General features: G+C 64.0%; 19 protein-coding genes and 1 pseudogene. 5 read left to right on the forward strand and 15 right to left on the reverse strand.

Going from position 1 to position 18,229, the window contains the following annotated elements; all coding sequences use genetic code 11:
* Positions 1-132: 132 nt before the first annotated feature.
* The 11 genes from ACJRPG_RS24355 to ACJRPG_RS24405 all read right to left on the reverse strand — a co-directional run bounded on the left by ACJRPG_RS24355 (position 133) and on the right by ACJRPG_RS24405 (position 11,519).
* Positions 133-801 (reverse strand): OmpW/AlkL family protein, encoded by a 669-nt coding sequence (locus ACJRPG_RS24355; RefSeq protein WP_408002702.1) that lies wholly within the window; start codon positions 799-801, stop codon positions 133-135.
* Between the two features lie 45 nt (positions 802-846).
* Positions 847-2,226: an SGNH/GDSL hydrolase family protein gene (locus tag ACJRPG_RS24360; protein ID WP_510183115.1), complete on the reverse strand. Its 1,380-nt coding sequence runs from the start codon at positions 2,224-2,226 to the stop codon at positions 847-849.
* Between the two features lie 145 nt (positions 2,227-2,371).
* Positions 2,372-3,859 carry an alpha/beta hydrolase family protein gene (locus ACJRPG_RS24365; RefSeq protein WP_408002704.1) on the reverse strand — a complete coding sequence of 496 codons (1,488 nt, stop codon included), beginning with the start codon at positions 3,857-3,859 and terminating at the stop codon, positions 2,372-2,374.
* Between the two features lie 243 nt (positions 3,860-4,102).
* Positions 4,103-5,176 (reverse strand): L-threonylcarbamoyladenylate synthase, encoded by a 1,074-nt coding sequence (locus tag ACJRPG_RS24370; RefSeq protein ID WP_408002705.1) that lies wholly within the window; start codon positions 5,174-5,176, stop codon positions 4,103-4,105.
* Between the two features lie 4 nt (positions 5,177-5,180).
* On the reverse strand, positions 5,181-6,062 hold the full coding sequence (locus ACJRPG_RS24375; protein ID WP_408002706.1) for a phosphoribosylaminoimidazolesuccinocarboxamide synthase: 882 nt from the start codon (positions 6,060-6,062) through the stop codon (positions 5,181-5,183).
* Between the two features lie 22 nt (positions 6,063-6,084).
* On the reverse strand, positions 6,085-6,459 hold the full coding sequence (locus ACJRPG_RS24380) for a GFA family protein (RefSeq protein WP_408002707.1): 375 nt from the start codon (positions 6,457-6,459) through the stop codon (positions 6,085-6,087).
* Between the two features lie 57 nt (positions 6,460-6,516).
* Positions 6,517-7,581: a class II fructose-bisphosphate aldolase gene (gene fba / locus ACJRPG_RS24385; RefSeq protein ID WP_408002708.1), complete on the reverse strand. Its 1,065-nt coding sequence runs from the start codon at positions 7,579-7,581 to the stop codon at positions 6,517-6,519.
* Positions 7,582-7,665: 84 nt separating this feature from the next.
* Positions 7,666-9,114: a pyruvate kinase gene (pyk, locus tag ACJRPG_RS24390; protein WP_408002709.1), complete on the reverse strand. Its 1,449-nt coding sequence runs from the start codon at positions 9,112-9,114 to the stop codon at positions 7,666-7,668.
* Positions 9,115-9,183: 69 nt separating this feature from the next.
* A complete protein-coding gene (locus ACJRPG_RS24395; protein WP_408002710.1) occupies positions 9,184-10,389 on the reverse strand; it encodes a phosphoglycerate kinase in 1,206 nt (401 codons plus the stop codon).
* Between the two features lie 70 nt (positions 10,390-10,459).
* Positions 10,460-10,789 carry a branched-chain amino acid transport AzlD family protein gene (locus tag ACJRPG_RS24400; RefSeq protein ID WP_408002711.1) on the reverse strand — a complete coding sequence of 110 codons (330 nt, stop codon included), beginning with the start codon at positions 10,787-10,789 and terminating at the stop codon, positions 10,460-10,462.
* Entirely contained in the window at positions 10,782-11,519 is a 738-nt protein-coding gene (locus ACJRPG_RS24405; RefSeq protein WP_408002712.1) for an AzlC family ABC transporter permease, read from the reverse strand. The genes ACJRPG_RS24400 and ACJRPG_RS24405 overlap by 8 nt, the downstream gene beginning before the upstream one ends.
* Before the next feature lie 133 nt (positions 11,520-11,652).
* Here ACJRPG_RS24405 and ACJRPG_RS24410 point away from each other — a divergent pair, with 133 nt between their 5' ends.
* Genes ACJRPG_RS24410 through ACJRPG_RS24425 form a run of 4 tightly spaced genes read left to right on the forward strand, consistent with a single transcriptional unit; the run spans position 11,653 to position 13,880 of the window.
* Positions 11,653-11,844, forward strand: coding sequence for a zinc-finger domain-containing protein (locus ACJRPG_RS24410; RefSeq protein WP_408002713.1), 192 nt, complete (start codon positions 11,653-11,655; stop codon positions 11,842-11,844).
* Positions 11,844-12,263 (forward strand): YybH family protein, encoded by a 420-nt coding sequence (locus tag ACJRPG_RS24415; protein WP_408002714.1) that lies wholly within the window; start codon positions 11,844-11,846, stop codon positions 12,261-12,263. Before ACJRPG_RS24410 ends, ACJRPG_RS24415 begins: the two co-directional genes overlap by 1 nt.
* A 51-nt stretch (positions 12,264-12,314) precedes the next feature.
* Positions 12,315-13,295 (forward strand): YheT family hydrolase, encoded by a 981-nt coding sequence (locus tag ACJRPG_RS24420; RefSeq protein ID WP_408002715.1) that lies wholly within the window; start codon positions 12,315-12,317, stop codon positions 13,293-13,295.
* A 3-nt stretch (positions 13,296-13,298) separates the two neighbouring features.
* Complete coding sequence (locus ACJRPG_RS24425) at positions 13,299-13,880, forward strand: DUF2946 family protein (protein WP_408002716.1); 582 nt, start codon at positions 13,299-13,301, stop codon at positions 13,878-13,880.
* A 775-nt stretch (positions 13,881-14,655) separates the two neighbouring features.
* Here the strand turns inward: ACJRPG_RS24425 and ACJRPG_RS24845 are convergent.
* Positions 14,656-15,552, reverse strand: a pseudogene (locus ACJRPG_RS24845) (M48 family metallopeptidase); the annotation flags it as partial.
* On the opposite strand from ACJRPG_RS24845, the gene moaC reads away from it, so the two are divergent.
* The gene (moaC, locus tag ACJRPG_RS24435; protein ID WP_408002717.1) at positions 15,496-15,984 is read left to right on the forward strand and encodes a cyclic pyranopterin monophosphate synthase MoaC; all 489 of its coding nucleotides are present in this window, start codon (positions 15,496-15,498) and stop codon (positions 15,982-15,984) included. The pseudogene ACJRPG_RS24845 and the gene moaC sit on opposite strands and share 57 nt — an antisense overlap.
* Before the next feature lie 71 nt (positions 15,985-16,055).
* Here the strand turns inward: moaC and ACJRPG_RS24440 are convergent, their stop codons facing one another.
* From ACJRPG_RS24440 to sucD, 3 genes are all read right to left on the reverse strand, one after another.
* Positions 16,056-16,508 (reverse strand): pilin, encoded by a 453-nt coding sequence (locus ACJRPG_RS24440; protein ID WP_408002718.1) that lies wholly within the window; start codon positions 16,506-16,508, stop codon positions 16,056-16,058.
* A 192-nt stretch (positions 16,509-16,700) separates the two neighbouring features.
* Positions 16,701-17,279: an FHA domain-containing protein gene (locus ACJRPG_RS24445; protein WP_408002719.1), complete on the reverse strand. Its 579-nt coding sequence runs from the start codon at positions 17,277-17,279 to the stop codon at positions 16,701-16,703.
* A gap of 65 nt (positions 17,280-17,344) precedes the next feature.
* A complete protein-coding gene (gene sucD / locus ACJRPG_RS24450) occupies positions 17,345-18,226 on the reverse strand; it encodes a succinate--CoA ligase subunit alpha (protein ID WP_135202260.1) in 882 nt (293 codons plus the stop codon).
* Positions 18,227-18,229 lie beyond the last annotated feature (3 nt).

Below are 18,229 nucleotides of genomic sequence, written 5' to 3' on the forward strand. Positions count from 1 at the left end.
GCGCAAATACTGCCGAACGATCCTCGCCTTGAACTGCGCTGTGTACTTCGACATGAAAAAACCCCAAAAGTTGATGTCCAACTTTTGGGGTTCTGTTCAAGCTGCGGGGTTTTTTATTGGCTGGAGCAGAACTCAGAACTTGTAGCTGAGGCCGATGTTCACTGCCACCGGATCCAGGGTCATCTTCTGGGTCTGGCCGGTCGAGTAATGCGCCGTGGTTTTCAGCTTGGTCTTGATCACGCCGCCATCCACCGACCACTTGTCGTTGATGCGCACGCTGGCGCCCAGCTGTGCGCTGACGGCCAGCTTCGCATCCAGCGAGAAGGTGGCGCCAGGGCCGCCGGTGTTCAGCACAGCGGTCAACTGGCCCGAACCGCGCTCGCGGCGGAAGAAGGCATAGGTCAGGCCCAGGCCGGCGTAGGGACGGAAGAAGGAGTTCGGCTCGCCGAAGCGGTACTGCAGGAAGGCCGTTGGCGGCAGCACGTCCGCGGTACCCAGCTTACCGGTGCCTTCGATGGAGCCCGCGCCGAACAGGTCGTGGCGGTAAGGCACGCCCAGATCCAGCTCCGCTACCCAGTTATTGGTCAGGAAGTAGTTGATGTTGAAGATGGGCTTGGTGTCGGTGCCGACGTCGGCCTTGGTGCCCGGCAGGGCGGGGGCGCTGACGTCGCCGCTCTTCACTTTCGGGGTGATCTTGTTGACGCCGAATTTCACAACCCAGTCGCCCTGGGCTTGCGCCATGGCGCCGCCGGAAACAGTCAGCGCAGCGGCCAGCGCCAGCAACTTGACTGCAGTGTTCATATTTTTTTTCATCTTATCTCCTGTTTCTGTTATCAAGTGCGCCAATTACAGCCAGCCGCGGGTCACCATGGCTTTGGACACGTAACGCGCCAGCAACAGGTTGTTGAACGGGGTTGGGTGCAGGTCGTCAGCGAAGGAATAGTGGCTCACGTCGCCCGCACGCAGATTGCCTGCGTTGCAGGTCAGGGACGCGGCCAGCGGGTTCTTCGGTGACTCCAGGTCGCAGGCGGTCTGGGTCACGTTGGTCAGGCCATAAGGACCAGGATTGACGATCTGGTCGTGGCTGACGGTGTAGACATCGACCACCAGCACTTTGCTCTCGCTGCCCAGGCTCGATGCCAGCTGGGTGTTGAAGGCTTTCACCATCGCGTCGATCAGGCCACGGGTGGTGGCATCCTTGGACATGGCCGACGGCGTGGTTGCCACGTCAGGGATATTGTTCACCACAACGTAATTTGCACCATTGCCGACCAGCTGGGTTTTCACCATGCCGGCCAGTTCCGCACCGAGCGCGCCCATCGCGGCAACCTGGGCAGGGCCCTGGGCAGCGGCGTAGTCGGCGCCGGCCTTGGCGCCAGCGGCTGCGCCGGCAGCCTGCGCCTTCACCACCATCGGGCCGTACACGGCCTGGCTGGCGGCTGCGGTGTTACCCGCCATCACCGCAGCCGTCACGCCGGCATTGACCACGCTGGTGTCGGTGCTGCCAGGCTTGGCAGCCTCGGTCGCCATGGCCAGGCCGATAGCCTGGGCCGCGGTAGCCGGATTGGTTGCGCCGGCGGCCAGCTGGCCGGCCAGGCTGGCGGCGAAGGCTTGCTTGCCTGCGGCGGTGCCGGCATTGGTCGCAGCCACCTGCAGCGCGCCCAGCAGGCCCAGGATGTCATTGGCGCCGGCCATCACGAAGACGACTTCGTCGCCCTTGAACTTGCCGCCCACTTTGGACAGGTGGTTGGCGATCTGCTTGGAGACCGGATAGGTCAGCGCGCCCAGCGCGCTGCCGGTGAGCTTGTTGCCGGTGCCGGCCGGATTGGTCACACGGGCGCCGCCCTGTGCGTAGCCGGTGCAGCTGGCGTTGGCGACCACGGGCACGTTGAGGCCCTTGGTGGCATCGCCTTCCAGGCCGGTGACAGCCGGGCAAGGCGCGGCCAGGCCAAACTGGGCCGCCATCAGCTCGGTCCAGTTCTTGCCGGTCAGTTCAGGATTGATTGCGGTGTTGTTGCCATTGATGGTCCACTTGCCGCCGCCGAGGGCTTTCACGGTGCCGACGTTGTAGGTGCCAACGTCCGACAGGCTATCGCCGAACGATACCTGGGAGGCGAATTTGACGCGCATCGTCTGGTCGCCAGGTTGCGGGCTGCCGCTGCTGCCGCCGCAAGCGGCCAGCACAGCTGCGGACATAGCCGCCAAAGCAAGTTTCATATAACGCATTGTGTCTCCTTAAAATATATTCTTGTTCTAAACGAACGGACGTGCTATTCGCAACACAACTAATATGCCAGCGATCTCATGTCTGACACAAGCGAATTTTGTCAAAAACAACAAGTGTCGTTAGTTGCATCGCAGCAAATTTGATTTAAGGCAAAGAAGCTTTGAAAAAATCGCGCGCCACCATGAGGCAAAACGGTGCGACGAGGCCGGCATGATAATTATCAGCCATTGCCGCAGAGACTGATTTCCCTTTCGATATGGCATCGGCCTTCAGCGCCAGCTTGGCGGCAGCGAAGCCGGTGCGCTCCACCAGCCAGGGGTCGTGCAGGCCGTCGCCGGTGTCCAGGTCCACCAGGGTAACGCCGGCGCCGGCGGCCTTGAAGTAGGCCGCGCTGGCCTGGGTATTGGCGAAGGGCACGGTGGGATCTTCGTTGCCGCCGCACAGGAGCAGCGGCTGGGCCGGCTTATAGCTGCGCAGGTCATTCTTCACCATCCACTTGCGCAGGCCGTTCTGCGGCGCGCAGGCCAGCGGCGCGGCCGCGCTGGTGTTGCAGGGATTGAGCAGCATGTCGGCCAGGTAGGCCTCGCGGTACGCCGAGCGCACCAGCTGGTGCGGGCCGAAATAAGCGGCCGCGGAACTGGATTGCGGCAGCGAGTTGGAGGCGAACAAGGCGAACTCGGGCAGCTTGCCCTGCTTCACCAGTTCGCTGCTGCTCAGGGTGCCGGGCAGCAGGTTCTCGACACCGGCCGCGTATTCCGGCTCATACATATCGCCGGGAACGGTGTAGACGCTGCCGCCGTTCTTCTGCGCGGCGGTAGTGATCATGGGCAGGAAGGCCGTGATGCCCTGGCCGGGACTGCCGCCGAAGACCTGGTCCGAGAACTGCGCCAGCGCATACGGGCCGGACAGGCCTGCCACGGCGGTCACATTGAACTCGCTCATCCCCTGCATCGCCTTCTGCGTGGCCAGCGCCACATAGCCGCCCTGCGAATAGCCCGCGATAAACAGGCGGTTGGACTGGTTGGCGCCAATCGCCCCGAACGCGCCGCGCGCGGCGCGCAGCGCGTCGATCATGTCGGCGGCCTGCAGCTCGCCATCGAGATAGGGATGGTAGCCCAGCGTGGAGCCCGCATAGCCCTGGTAGCTGGGCGCAACGACGATGAAGCCCTGGGCGGCGAACATGGCCGCTACCAGCTGCGATTCGCCGCTCAGCTTCGCCATGCTATAGGTCTTGTCGAGGCTGGTGCCATGGGCATACAGCAGCACGGGCCGCGCGCCGCTGCAATTGGGATCGCTGCCGCTGGGCACCATGATGGCGGCGCTGGCATCGCTGAGCCCGTTCTGCGGCGCGGCTGTCTTGTACTGCACGGCATAGCTGGTGACGGTGCAGCGCGGATCGCTGGTGATTTTGGTCAGGCCATCCTGCACGCCGTCGAGGGCGGCCTTCATGACGGCTGGCTCGATGGTGGCGAGCTTGCTGGCCGCGCCTACGATGCTGCCGCGCGTGGGCGCCGGCGAGGCGACGGGGCCGGACGGCAGGCTGACGCCGCCGGGGCCGCTGCCTCCGGTACCGCCGCCGCAGGCGGAAAGAACAAGGGCAGCAAGAAAAACAAGGGATGACGGGCGGCGCACTTTGACAACTCCGGACAGGCGGCGGCACAAACGCTGTGCGGCAACCGGCCGATCATATCAGCGCCGCCCACCGGCCTCATCCATTTTGCAGCGCCGCATACTCCCCTGTCGCGCCCGCCCCACAAACTCTGGCAAGCCCGCCAATATTGCCCGGGCCTGACCCCAGGGTGTCAGTAGCGCTGGTGATGGCTGGGCTCGCGACAGCAGGGGCCTGGCCCCATAGTGTCGCGGACTCGGCGGTGGTCAGGCGAGGAGGCGGTCGAGGATGCCGGTGGCGCCGTGGGCGGCGCGGCGCAGGCGGTCGTTGATGCCGTGCCAGGGCTCGCTGGTCGGCGGGGCTTCGACGACGATCAGGTCGACGTCGGCGCGGTCCATTGCGCGCAATGCGGCATACAGGCCGAATGCATAACCTTCCGGGTTGGGCGGCAGCGCGACGTGCGGCGCGGTGCGCGCCGTGGCGGCGGGGCCGGCCGCAGCCGCCGCGGCCAGCAGGGCGCCGGCGGCGGCGTCCGAATGGCGGATCAGGGCGACGCGGCGGCCTTTGGCGGCCAGCGCAGCGAGCGTGGCGACGACCGTGTCGCCCGCCAGCAGCACCACCGGCGCTTTCGGCGCATAGTGCGATTCGAGCGTGCCGGAGGCGCGCGGCGCGGCAGCGTCGGGCTGCGCAGGCGTGATGCCGATGACGTCAGCGATCTGCTTCGCGCTGATGTGGCCGGGGCGCAGCAGCACCGGGCCATGCGTCGCCAGCCGCGACAGGTCGAGGATGGTGGATTCGATGCCGACTTTGCTGGAGCCGCCATCCAGCACGGCGCCCAGCAGCGGCTCGTCGCCGAATTCGTCGCGGACGTGCTGCGCCGTGGTCGGGCTGACATTGCCGAACTTGTTGGCGGACGGCGCAGCCAGGCCGCCCTTGCCGCCCTTGAACGCGCCCAGCAGCGCCATGGCCACCGGATGCGAGGGGCAGCGGATGCCTACCGTGTCCTGGCCGCCGGAGACGGCGTCGGGAATGTGCGCATGGCGTTTCAGGATCAGCGTCAGCGGTCCCGGCCAGAAGGCGGCGATCAGCTTGCGCGCCTCGTCCGGCACCTCCGTCACCCAGTAGCCGATGTCGGCGCCGGGCGCGACGTGCACGATCACCGGGTGGTCGTTCGGCCGCCCTTTCGCTGCGTAGATGCGGGCAACGGCTTCAGGATTTTCCGCGTCCGCGCCAAGGCCGTACACGGTCTCGGTCGGAAAGGCCACCAGGCCGCCGGATTCCAGGATCGCGGCGGCACGGGCGATGTCCGCTGCGGAGGCGGCGTGCGCGGTCTGCGTCATACGCTTACTGGGTCAGCAGGCGCAGCGCTTCGGCGTACTTGGCGGAGGTGCGGTCCAGCACGTCCTGCGGCACGCGCGGCGCCGGCGCTTTCTTGTTCCATGGCTGCGATTCGAGCCAGTCGCGCACGAACTGCTTGTCGAAGGATTCCGGCGAGCCGCCCACCTTGTAGGTGGCGGTCGGCCAGAAGCGCGAGGAGTCCGGCGTCAGGATTTCGTCGATCAGGTGCACGACGTTGTTGTCGTCCAGGCCGAATTCGAATTTGGTGTCGGCGATGATGATGCCGCGCGTGGCCGCGTATTCCGCCGCCTGCGTGTACAGCTTGATGGCCATTTCCTTCACCTGGCGCGCAATATCGGCGCCAACGATCTTCTCGGCTTCTTCGAAGGAGATATTCTCGTCGTGCGCACCGGCCGGGGCCTTGGTGGACGGCGTGAACAGCACTTCCGGCAGCTTCTGCGCTTCCTGCAGGCCGGCCGGCAGCGGAATGCCGCAGACGGCGCCGGTCTTCTGGTAATCCTTCCAGCCGGAGCCGATCAGGTAGCCGCGCACAATCGCTTCGATGCCCAGCGGCTTGAACTTCCTGACCACGATGGCGCGGCCTTCCACTTCGGCGCGCTCTTCCGGCGCCACCACGCTCAGCGGATCGATGCCGGTTTCGTGGTTCGGCATCAGGCTGCCGTATTTGCGGAACCAGAAGTTCGACATCTCGGTCAGGATCTTGCCCTTGTTCGGGATCGGGTCGTCGAGGATCACGTCGAAGGCCGACAGGCGGTCGGTCTGGATCACGAGCAGCTTGTCGTCGCCCACGGCGTAGATGTCGCGCACTTTGCCGCGGTGCAGGAAAGGCAACGATTTGATCGAGGTTTGCAGAACTCCGGACATCATATTTCCTAGTTTTTGATAATGACTATTTGCCCGGCACCCAGCCGGGTTTGTTCTCTGGGTACAGCTCGCGCTGCACCGCGCCGTCATACGGCGGGTCCATCGTGCCCAGCGTGACGGCAATGTTGTCGGGCGTCGTAACGCTGCGCCAGGTCAGCGAGGAGCCGCACACGCGGCAGAAGCCACGCCGGCCCTCGCCGGACGAGGCATATTCCTGCACCAGCTCCGCGCCCCGCACATAGCGGAACTTGTCCGCGCTGAAGTTGGCATAGCTGCCTGCCGCCGCGCCGTGCTGCTTCTGGCACATGCTGCAGTAGCAGTGGCTGCTGTGATGCACCGGCCCATGCGCGACGTAGGCAACGCCGCCGCACAGGCAGGCGCCCGTGTACTGTTCGGCCATGGTTTCCCCTGCCTGATGGACGCGCGCCGCAGTAAAGCGGCGCGCGGGGACATTATTTTACTTCACAATCTGGGCCAGCTCGCCGGCCTTGTAGCGTTCCGCCATCTTCTCCAGCGGGATCGGCTTGATCTGGCTGGCGCGGCCTTCGCAGCCGAAGGCCAGGAAGCGCGCCTTCACCACTTCTTCCGCCGCCAGGCGGGCCGGCTTGAGGAAGTCGCGCGGGTCGAACTTGGACGGGTTCTGGAACATGTACTTGCGCACCGCTGCCGTCATCGCCAGGCGGATATCGGTGTCGATATTGATCTTGCGCACGCCGTGGCGGATGCCTTCCTGGATCTCTTCCACCGGCACGCCATAGGTTTCCTTCATGTCGCCGCCGAATTCGCGGATGATGGCCAGCAGCTCCTGCGGCACCGACGAGGAACCGTGCATCACCAGGTGGGTGTTCGGAATGCGCGCGTGGATTTCCTTGATGCGGTCGATGGCCAGGATATCGCCGGTCGGCTTGCGGGTGAACTTGTAGGCGCCGTGCGAGGTGCCGATGGCAATGGCCAGCGCGTCGCACTGGGTGCGCTCGACGAAGTCGGCGGCCTGCGCCACGTCGGTCAGCAGCTGTTCGCGGGTCATGGTGCCTTCCGCGCCGTGGCCGTCTTCCTTGTCGCCCTTCATGGTTTCCAGGGAACCGAGCACGCCCAGTTCCGCTTCCACCGTCACGCCGATGGCGTGCGAGAACTTCACCACTTCGCGCGACACTTCCACGTTGTAGTCGTAGGAAGCGACGGATTTGCCGTCGGCCATCAGCGAGCCGTCCATCATCACCGAGCTGAAGCCGGAGCGGATGGCGGCCATGCAGACCGCCGGCGACTGGCCGTGGTCCTGGTGCATGACCACGGGGATGTGCGGATAGGCTTCGATGGCCGCGTCGATCAGGTGGCGCAGGAAGGCCTCGCCCGCGTATTTACGCGCGCCGGCCGAAGCCTGCATGATCACCGGGCTGTTGACGGCATCGGCCGCAGCCATGATGGCCTGCACCTGCTCCAGGTTGTTGACGTTGAAAGCCGGCAGGCCATAGCCGTTTTCGGCGGCATGGTCCAGCAATTGACGCATGGATACGAGAGACATGGTAGTACTCCAATCAAATGAAAACCTGTGCGGCCGCCCTGCCGCGCTTATGGCGCAGCGGGCGGCCTGAATCCTTGCGGCCGCTTACGCGAACTCGCCTACCTTCACGATCTTCAGCGCATTGGTGCCACCGACCTGGCCCATCGGCTCGCCCCAGGTCACGACGATCATGTCGCCCTTCTTGGCGACGCCATACTTCACCAGCAGGTCTTCGGCCTGTTTCAGCACCTCGCTGCTGCTGCCTTTCTGCACCAGGTAATGCGCACTGACGTTACGGTACAACGAAGCCTTGCGCTGGGTGGTGACGCTTGGCGTCAGCGCGAAGATCGGGGTGTCGATATTGTGGCGGCTCATCCACAGCGCGGTGGAACCGGACTCGGTCAAGGCCACGATGGCCTTCACGCTCAGGTGGTGGGCGGTGAACAGCGCGCCATAGGCGATGGACTGGTCGATGCGGGTGAAGCGCACGTTCAGGAAGTCGGCGTCCAGCTTGTTGTACTCGGAGCGCTCCGCTTCCACGCAGACGGCGGCCATCATTTCCACGGTCTCCACCGGGTAGCGGCCGGAGGCGGTTTCGGCCGAGGCCATCACGGCGTCGGTGCCATCCAGCACGGCGTTCGCCACGTCCGACACCTCGGCGCGGGTGGGCACGGCGTTGAAGATCATCGACTCCATCATCTGGGTCGCGGTGATCGCAATCTTGTTCGATTCGCGCGCCATGCGGATCATGCGCTTCTGCAGCGCAGGCACGGCGGCATTGCCCACTTCCACCGCCAGGTCGCCGCGGGCCACCATGATGCCGTCGGAGGCGTTCAGAATTTCCTGCAGGCATGGAATCGCCTCGGCGCGCTCGATCTTGGCGATCATCATCGGCTTGTGGCCGAAGGGCTCGCCGGCGATATTGGCCAGCTGGCGCGCCATTTCCATGTCGGTGGCGTTTTTCGGGAAGGAGATGGCCAGGTAGTCGGCCTGGAAGCTCATGGCAACCTTGATGTCTTCCATGTCCTTGGCGGTCAGGGCCGGCGCGGTCAGGCCGCCGCCCTGGCGGTTGATGCCCTTGTTGTTGGACAGCTCGCCGCCGATCTTCACCGTGGTGTAGATTTCGTGGTTGACGATCTTGTCCACCACCAGCACGATCAGGCCGTCATTCAGCAGCAGTACGTCTTTCGGGCGCAGGTCGTTCGGCAGGTTCTTGTAGTCCAGGCCCACGCGCTCCTGGTTGCCCAGTTCGCCGTTCTCGCCCCACTTCGCGTCCAGGATGAACTTGTCGCCGTTGGCCAGGTCGATCTTGTTGCCTTCGAACTTGCCGACGCGGATTTTCGGACCCTGCATGTCGGCCATGATGGCTACCTCGCGGCCGCACTCCGCCGCAGCCTGACGCACCAGCTTCGCGCGATCGATATGATCCTGGGCCTTGCCATGCGAGAAGTTCAGGCGCACCACGTCCACGCCTGCGCGGATCATTTTGATCAGAACGTTCAGGTCGGTAGAAGCTGGGCCGATGGTTGCGACGATTTTGGTGCCACGGGACATTGAGAAATTCCTTGAGACGTTAGCTGTTGATGATGACGAAAAAGGCGCAGCTCGCGCTGCGCCTTGGACTTACTTCTGGCTGCGTTGCACCAGGATGTCGACTGCCGGCAGGGTCTTTCCTTCAAGGAACTCAAGGAAGGCGCCGCCGCCGGTGGAGATATAGCCAATTTTATCGGTAATGGCGTATTTTGCAATCGCGGCCAGCGTATCGCCGCCGCCGGCGATCGAGAAGCCTTTGGAATTGGCGATCGCCATGGCCAGGGTTTTGGTGCCTTCGCCGAACTGGTCGAACTCGAACACGCCGACCGGGCCGTTCCACACGATGGTACCGGCAGCGGCGATCTGGCCGGCCAACTGCTGGGCGGTCTTCGGACCGATATCGAGGATCATGTCGTCATCCGCCACGTCGGCCACGTCCTTGACGGTAGCGGCGGCGGTGGGCGAGAACTCCTTGGCGCACACCACGTCGACCGGAATCGGCACCTGCGCGCCGCGCTTGGCCATCTTGTCGATGATGGCCCTGGCGTCGCCCACGAGATCAGGCTCGGCCAGCGATTTGCCGATCTTCAGGCCGGCGGCCAGCATGAAGGTATTGGCGATGCCGCCGCCCACGATCAGGTTATCGACCTTGTCGGCCAGCGATTCGAGGATGGAGAGCTTGGTGGACACCTTGGAACCGGCCACGATGGCCAGCAGCGGACGGGCCGGCGCGCCCAGCGCCTTGCCCAGCGCATCCAGTTCGGCGGCCAGCAGCGGACCGGCAGCGGCGACCGGCGCGAACTTGGCGATGCCATGGGTGGAAGCTTCGGCACGGTGCGCAGTGCCGAAGGCGTCGTTCACGTACACGTCGCACAGCTTGGCCATCTTCTGGGCCAGCTCGTCGGCGTTCTTCTTCTCGCCCTTGTTGACGCGCACATTTTCCAGCAGCACGACCTGGCCGTTCTGCAGGTTTTCCAGGCCGGCGCCCTCTACCCAGTTCTGTTTCAGTTCCACCGGCTGGCCCAGCAGCTCGGCCATGCGTTTGGCGATTGGCGCCAGGCTGTCTTCCGGCTTGAATTCGCCTTCGGTCGGACGGCCCAGGTGGGAAGTCACCATCACCTTGGCGCCGGCGCCGATGGCGGCCTTGATCGCCGGGATGGAGGCGCGGATGCGCGTATCTTCGGTGATATTGCCCGCATCATCCTGCGGTACGTTCAAATCGGCGCGAATGAAGACGCGCTTGCCTTGCAGCGCATTCTGCGCAACGAGATCCTGCAGACGAATGAAATTCAGCATGGCCTTCCAAATGGGATGGGTGACAGAAAGACCAGTATTTTACCGCAAGCTCAGTTTGGATTTTCGCTAATTAAAACAAATGCAACAAACGGAGCGCCGTGAACAGCAGCATGCCGAACACTATTGTTTCCAGCATATTGCGGCGGAACAGGTACCAGCCTATCGATGCGAGGCCGGCCACCAGCTTCGGATTCACCACATCGATGGCCAGCGAGCCGGGGTTCATCAGCAGATCGGGGCCGACGATGGCGGCCAGCGCGCAGGACGGCGCATAGCGCAGCATCTCGTTCACGCGCGTGGGAATGGTCACGTGCTGGCCGATCACCCAGAAGGAGCTGCGCGTGATCGCGGTCGCAATCACCAGGGCGCCGATGGTGATCCAGATTTCCAGGTCAGACATGCTTGTTCGCTTTCTTGAAGCCGATTTCTTCGACGGCCATCGCCGTCACCATGCCCACCAGCACGGCGGCGAGCAGGCCAAGCTTGTAGGGCAGCCCCGCTGCCAGCACCGACACCGCGGCGGCCACCAGCACGCCGCACAAGGCGGGTTTGCTGGCCACCATCGGCACCAGGATGCAGACGATAGCCAGCGTGCCCGCGAAGCCCAGGCCCCATTCGGTCGGCACCATATTGCCCAGGAAAATACCGGCGATGGAGCCGACCTGCCAGGCCGCCCAGTTCGGGTACAGCAGGCCCTTGAGATAGGACAGCTTGCCCGGTTCCGGGCGAATTTCCGGATAGCGCTGGAGATAGATGGCCACCGTCATATCGCCCGCCACATAGCCCAGCATCAGGCGCTGGCGCCATGGCAGGCTGGCGAAATGCGGCGCCAGCAGCGCGGAGAAAATGACGAAACGCAGATTGACGACGACGGCGGTGGCGAAGATGACCCAGATCGGGGCCGCAGCCGCGATCAGCGGCAGCGAGGCCAGTTGCGCGGAACCGGCGAACACCAGCAGGGTCATGCCCAGCGCCTGCGGCACCGTGAGGCCGGACTTGATCATGGCCACGCCCACCACCAGGCCCCAGGCGCCGATGCCGAACAGGGTCGGCACGCCGGTCTTGATGCCATCGCGCCATGACGCCTCACTGTGGGCGGCGATATCGGGCTGGGCGGCGGGGTCGTTCATGTGGTTTGCTTGCCACACATTGAAATCGATCGACGGCGGCCTTGGTATTGGGAGATCGACATTTTACCGATGAATCCTTTTGCCTGCCCGAATCCGTTAAAATCGTGCTTTTTGACCCCCGGAGCATTAAAGAATGAGCAACGCCACCGCCCCAGTCGAACTCGACGGTAAAGACCTGCCGGCCCACTGCCCGAACCCGGCCATGCCGCTGTGGTCCTCTCACCCGCGCGTGTTCCTGGACTTCAACGCGCACGGCGACGCGAAATGCCCGTACTGCGGCACCCTGTACCGCCTGAAACCGGGCACCGCTGCCTCCCACCACTAATGGCCAAAAAACAGCTCAACGGCAGCGCTGCGGAATGCGAAGCGGCGTTTTACGACGCCCTGAACCGCGCTGACCTGGATGCGCTGATGGCCCTGTGGGCGGACGATGACGAAATCGTCTGCATCCATCCGGGCGGCGGCAGGCTGATCGGCCACGCCGCCATCCGCGCCTCGTGGGCCACGATCCTGGAACATGGCGGCCTGCACATCGTTCCGACCCAGTTGCATGAAACCCACAACCTGATGAGCTCGGTGCACACGGTGATCGAGGGCGTGGCGGCAGCGGCCGGCGAGCCCGCGCATTTGATCGCGAGCAATGTCTATGTAAAAACGCCGAAAGGCTGGCGCATTGTGCTGCATCATGCATCAGTGGCCGCCGGCCCCGCCCCCGCCGACCCGCGCGCCACCATCCTCCATTAAATCAATTGGGGACAGATGGGGACGCCGGGTCCCCAATTTATTTGCAACAAAATGGACTACACCGCCCCGCTCTGGCTGCCCAACGGCCACTTCCAGACCATCGTCCCGGCAACGCTGATGGCGAAGCCGGCGGTGCAGTTCCGCCGCGAGCGCTGGGATACGCCGGACGGCGATTTCATCGATGTCGATTTCGTGGACGGCGAACCGGGCCAGCCTTTCGTGGTGCTGTTCCACGGCCTCGAAGGCTCCTCCAACAGCCACTACTGCCGCACCATGATGGCCGAGCTGAAGGCGCGCGGCTGGTCCGGCGCCGTGCCGCATTTCCGCAGCTGCTCCGGCGTGGAAAACCTGGCGCCCCGCTTCTACCATTCCGGCGACGCCGCCGAAGCCGACTGGATCATCCGCAAGCTGCGCCCGCGCGCCGGCGGGAAGTTCTATGCCTGCGGCGTGTCCCTGGGCGGCAATGTGCTGCTGCGCTGGCTGGGCGAGTCACAGCACCAGGCCGAGATTGTGGACGCCGCCGTTTCCGTGTCCGCGCCGCTGGACCTCGCGCGCGGCGGCGAAGCGCTGTCGCGCGGCTTCAACCGCCTGTACCAGCGCATGTTCCTGCAAACGCTGAAACCGAAGTGCGTCGCCAAGCACAAGCAGTTTCCCGGCCTGTTCGACTTCGACGCCATGATGGCCGCATGCGATCTCTACACCTTCGATAACGTCGTCACCGCGCCGCTGCACGGCTACCGCAACACGGAAGACTACTGGGACCGCGCCAGCGCCAAGCATGTGCTGGGCGATATCACCGTCTCCACGCTGGTGCTGAATGCGCAGAACGATCCCTTCCTGCCCGGCCGCCACCTGCCGCGGCAGGCCTCTTCGCATGTGGTGCTGGACTACCCCGAGCATGGCGGCCATGTAGGCTTCGCCGCCAGCGGCCGCGAAGGCAGCCTGCGCTGGCTGCCGCGCCGCATGATCCATTTCCTCGAAGGCGGACGCCCGATCAGCGCGCCGGAACCGTCGCAACTGTGCGAAGCTTGAGGCATGGACGATATCGTTAAACAGGCCATGGCCAAATGGCCGAACGTGCCCCATTGCTACGGCTGGCTGCTGCTGGATGCGCGCGGCAACTGGCGCATGCGCGACGAGCGCGCCCAGCACCTGGATCTCCCCGGCGACAAGCTGAACAACCCCGCACTGGTGGGCTTCATCGTGCGCAATTACCTGCATGACGAGCGTGGCAACTGGTATTTCCAGAATGGCCCGCAGCGCGTCTACCTGAACCTCGAAACCACACCCTTCATTGCGCGCACCGATCCGGCGCAAGGCTTCGTGCTGCACACCGGCGCCGCGCTGGGCGCGATCGAACACGTGTTCATCACCGAAGCGGGCGAGCTGATTCTGCAAAGCGGAGATGTGGTGGCGCAGCTCGATGACCGCGATGTGGCGCAGGTGCTGGCGAAGCTGCGGCTGAATGGCGACGACGTCAGCGACGAAGGCCTGCTGGCGTGGCTGGAGGATGCTGGCAATCCGGCGCAACTGACGCTGGACGGCACGCTGGTGAAACGCCTTGCGCGCGATACTGTGCCGGAACGCTTCGGCTTCCATCGCCAGCCTGCTGCGTAGCAAAGTCCTTCTTCTTCTCGCCCATCGCCTCGCGGCGGCGGGCCTGCCATTCGCGCTCGCGCGCATCGATCACGGAATGATCGTAGTAGGACGCATCCGGCGCCTTGCGGGCGAGATTGAGCTGGTCGAGCGCCGCCATGGTGCCGCCCAGCAGGGAATAGGACTCGGCCAGTGCGATGTGCTGCAGCGCGATCTTGCCCAGCTTCGAATAGGCCTGCGCCAGCAGGTCCTGCAGCTCGGGCTCGCTGCGGTAAAGCTGGATCTGGTCGCGCAGGAAGCGCTCCGCGTCGGCAGCGCGCCCGCCCTTGATCAGGCCATCGGCGTACTGCCACACCAGGCCGCGCGACAGCGGGAAGCGCTTGTGCGCTTCGTCCGCTTCCGCGATGGCTTTCGCCAGCACCTCCGGCTTGTCTTCCTGATCGAGCTTGATATCGATGGACTGGAAAGCCATCATGGTTTCCGTCAGCCCCTTCGGCAGCGGTGAGCTGAATGCCCCTTTTGCCGCCGGCGCGTCGATGGTGGCGCGCGCCTTCTTCAGCCAGTCCTCCGCCGCGGCATAGTCCTTGCGCTTCTGCGACAGCAAGGACATGCCGTACTGCGCGGATGCAATCGCCTGCCGGCTTTGCTGCTCCATCTGCAGCTTGAAGAACTGCTCCGTCTCGGCCTGGCCCTTGCTGGTCTGGTCCTGCAGCACGCGGGCGCGGGCGCGGGCCAGATAGAAGTCCAGCGCATCCACGCGCTGCCGGTAAGGTGTTTCGCGGATGCGCGCCTGGATATCGGCAATGCGCTCCGTGGTCAGCGGGTGCGTCAGCAGATAGGACGGCACCAGGTCGCTGTAATTGCGCGTGGCGGTCTGCATGCGCTGGAAGAAGGCGACCATGCCGCTGGTGTCGTAGCCGGCCGCACCCATGATCTGGAAGCCGATGCGGTCCGCCTCGCGTTCCGCGTCGCGCCCGAAGTTCAGCTGGCGCTGGATGGCGACGCCCTGGCCGCCCATCATCACGCCCATTGCCGCATCAGGGCTGGATTTCGCCACCAGCGCAGCCAGCACCATGGCCGCCAGCGGAATCAGCGCATCGGTCTTCTGCTCGCCCAGCTGGCGCGCAATATGGCGCTGGCTGACGTGGCCGATCTCGTGCGACAGTACGGAGGCCAGTTCGGATTCGGTCTGCGCCGCCAGCAGCAGCGCCGAGTGCACGCCGATGAAGCCGCCGGGCAGCGCGAACGCGTTCAGCATCGGATCGCGCACCACGAAGAAGAAATAATCGTAATTGGCTTCGCCACGCGCATCGGGACGCGCCAGCACGAGATTGGTGCCGAGATTGTTCAGGTATTCGAGGATGGGCGCGTCGTCGAGATAGTCGCGGTCGAAGCGGATACTGCGCATGATTTCCTCGCCCACCTTGCGCTCGTTGACCGGCGACAGCGCCTCGCGCGAGGTATCGCCCAGCGACGGCAGGTTCGGCACATTGGTGGCGCTCAGCGCCGTTTGCGCCTGCCCAAGCGGGGCGGCGCAGGCCAGCGACACGGCAGCGGCAATCAGCAGACGGCGGGGAAAACGGGTGGCATTCACGGTGCTATCATACCTGTCATTTCTGAAATCTGGCTTATCTCCATGAGCGACACCACCAAAGAGCAGCTGACCCATTTCGACGCCACCGGACAAGCCCATATGGTCGACGTCGGCGCCAAGGCCGAGACCCACCGTATTGCCGTGGCGACCGGCAGCATCCGCATGAAGCCGGAAACGCTGGCGATTATTCTATCCGGGACGGCGAAGAAAGGGGATGTGCTGGGGATTGCCCGGATTGCCGCCATCATGGGCGCCAAGCGCACCAGCGACCTGGTGCCGCTGTGCCACCCGCTGGCCCTGACCCGCGTAACGGTCGATTTCGAAACGGACGAGGCCGCTTCCTCGGTTCACTGCCGCGCGCAGGTGGAAACCTATGGCAAGACCGGCGTGGAAATGGAGGCGCTGACTGCGGTTCAGGTGGGCCTGCTCACCGTGTACGATATGTGCAAGGCGGTTGACCGGGGCATGGTGATGAGCGACATCCGCGTGCGCGAAAAGCACGGCGGCAAATCCGGCGACTGGTCGGCCTGACGCCGCTACGCAATTGCTCAAAAAAAAACGGACCGCTGATGCGGCCCGTTCCTTGAAGCTAAGCTAGCTGATTAGATCTTCGGCAGGTACTTGGTATCGGCAGTACCGGTAACAGCGGTGGTGCAGCCCACGCCTGCGGTGCAGGTCAGGGTGTAGACAACGGTCTTGTCTTCGATGGCGGCATTGCCGGTCAGTACGGCGGTCACGGTGCCAGCGGTATCCGAGGTACCGGCGGCGGTCACCGACTTGACATAGGTGCTCTTGATGTCGGTTGCGGTTTTAAGGTTGAAATCGGTATTTGCCAGGCCTGCTTTCAGGGTGCCTTCGTTAAAGGCTTGGGCGACGGCCAGGCGAGCCGGTGCGGTAACCGAGTTCACTTCGCTGACTTTCGCTTTCAAGCTGTAGTCGGAGTAAGCAGGAATTGCCACGGCGGCCAGGATGCCGATGATGGCCACAACGATCATCAGTTCGATCAGGGTGAAGCCGGCTTGTGCCTGTTTTTTCATCATTTTCATCGATTTCATTTTGCTGCTCCTTCAGGGTTTTCATGTTGGGGGTGAGACACTGGACATACAGCAATCGCCGTGCCAGCCTGATTTTTGTCAAAATCCCCGCAAAAAATGAACCGCAAGACAAGTTATGTTGACAGAATTTGTCAAACCGCTGGTCAAGATTGTCAAAACACAGATGCAGTTTTTGGCAGCTGACGATTTTTGTCAGCCGGCGCGGAAGCTCATCCGGGTGCCGGCAAGGTCGAGCACGTCTCCGTCGGCCAGCATGCGCGGTTCGCGGCCGAGGGCAGCGCCATTCAGCAAGGCTTGCTGAGCCCCCTCGGCGTGGGCCGCAGAATAGCCCCCCACCGTGCGGGCGATCACGACGACCAGCAGGCCGGGGCGGCCGAGGCTGGTCAGGGCCTTGGTGAGCTGGAGCTGTTTGCCGGCGTTGCTGCCGTTCAGGACTTCGATGCGCGCGCCCGGCGCGGGCGGAGGCGGCGGGGCCGGACGGATGCCATCGGCCACGAAGGCGATCGTGTACTTGGCCAGCTTGATCACGTCCTTGTCCCGCAGGTGGTGCTTGGCCACGCGCTGGCCGTTGACGTAGCAGCCGTTGGTGCTGTGCAGGTCTTCCAGGAAGGAATCGTCGAGGATGGTGACGATGGCGGCGTGCTCGCCGCTGACGGTCACATGGTCCAGCACGATGTCGTTGCGCCGGCGGCGGCCGATGGTCATGCGCTCTTTGCTGAGCGGCACGGTCTGCTGCACTTCGCCGTCGAACGAGATAATCAGCTTCGCCAAACCCATCCTCCAAATAAAAACGGGAGGCCGAAGCCCCCCGCTATTATGACCAAAGCCAGGCTGGATTACAGCATTGCTTTCAGCAGACGCGCCATTTCGGACGGGTTCTTGGTCACTTTGATGCCGCAGGCTTCCATGATTTCCAGCTTGGCCTGGGCGGTGTCGGCGCCGCCGGAGATCAGCGCGCCGGCGTGGCCCATACGTTTGCCCGGAGGCGCGGTCACGCCCGCGATGAAGCCGACCACCGGCTTCTTCATGTTGTCCTTGATCCAGCGGGCGGCGTTGGCTTCGTCCGGACCGCCGATTTCGCCGATCATGATCACGGCGTCGGTGTCAGGATCGTCGTTGAACATGCGCATCACGTCGATGTGCTTCAGGCCGTTGATCGGGTCGCCGCCGATACCGACTGCCGAGGACTGGCCCAGGCCCAGCGCGGTCAGCTGGCCCACGGCTTCATAGGTCAGGGTGCCCGAACGGGACACCACGCCGATACGGCCCTTCTTGTGGATGTGGCCCGGCATGATGCCGATCTTGATTTCGTCAGGAGTGATCAGGCCTGGGCAGTTCGGGCCCAGCAGCAGGGTCTTGGAACCGGCTTTGGCCATGCGGTCTTTCACTTCCATCATGTCGCGGACAGGAATGCCTTCGGTGATGCAGATGGCCAGGTCCAGTTCAGCTTCCACGGCTTCCCAGATCGCAGCGGCTGCGCCTGCTGGCGGGACGTAGATCACGGAAACGGTGGCGCCGGTTTCCGAGGCTGCTTCCTTCACGGAACCGAAGATTGGAATGCCTTCGAAATCTTCGCCGGCCTTCTTCGGGTTCACGCCTGCTACGAAGGCGTTCTTGCCGTTCGCGTAGTCGCGGCACATGCGGGTGTGGAACTGGCCGGTCTTGCCGGTGATACCCTGGGTGATGACTTTGGTGTCTTTGTTGATCAGAATAGACATGTT

The organism is Pseudoduganella rhizocola, from assembly GCF_045984285.3.
Taxonomy (GTDB): Bacteria; Pseudomonadota; Gammaproteobacteria; order Burkholderiales; family Burkholderiaceae_D; genus Rugamonas.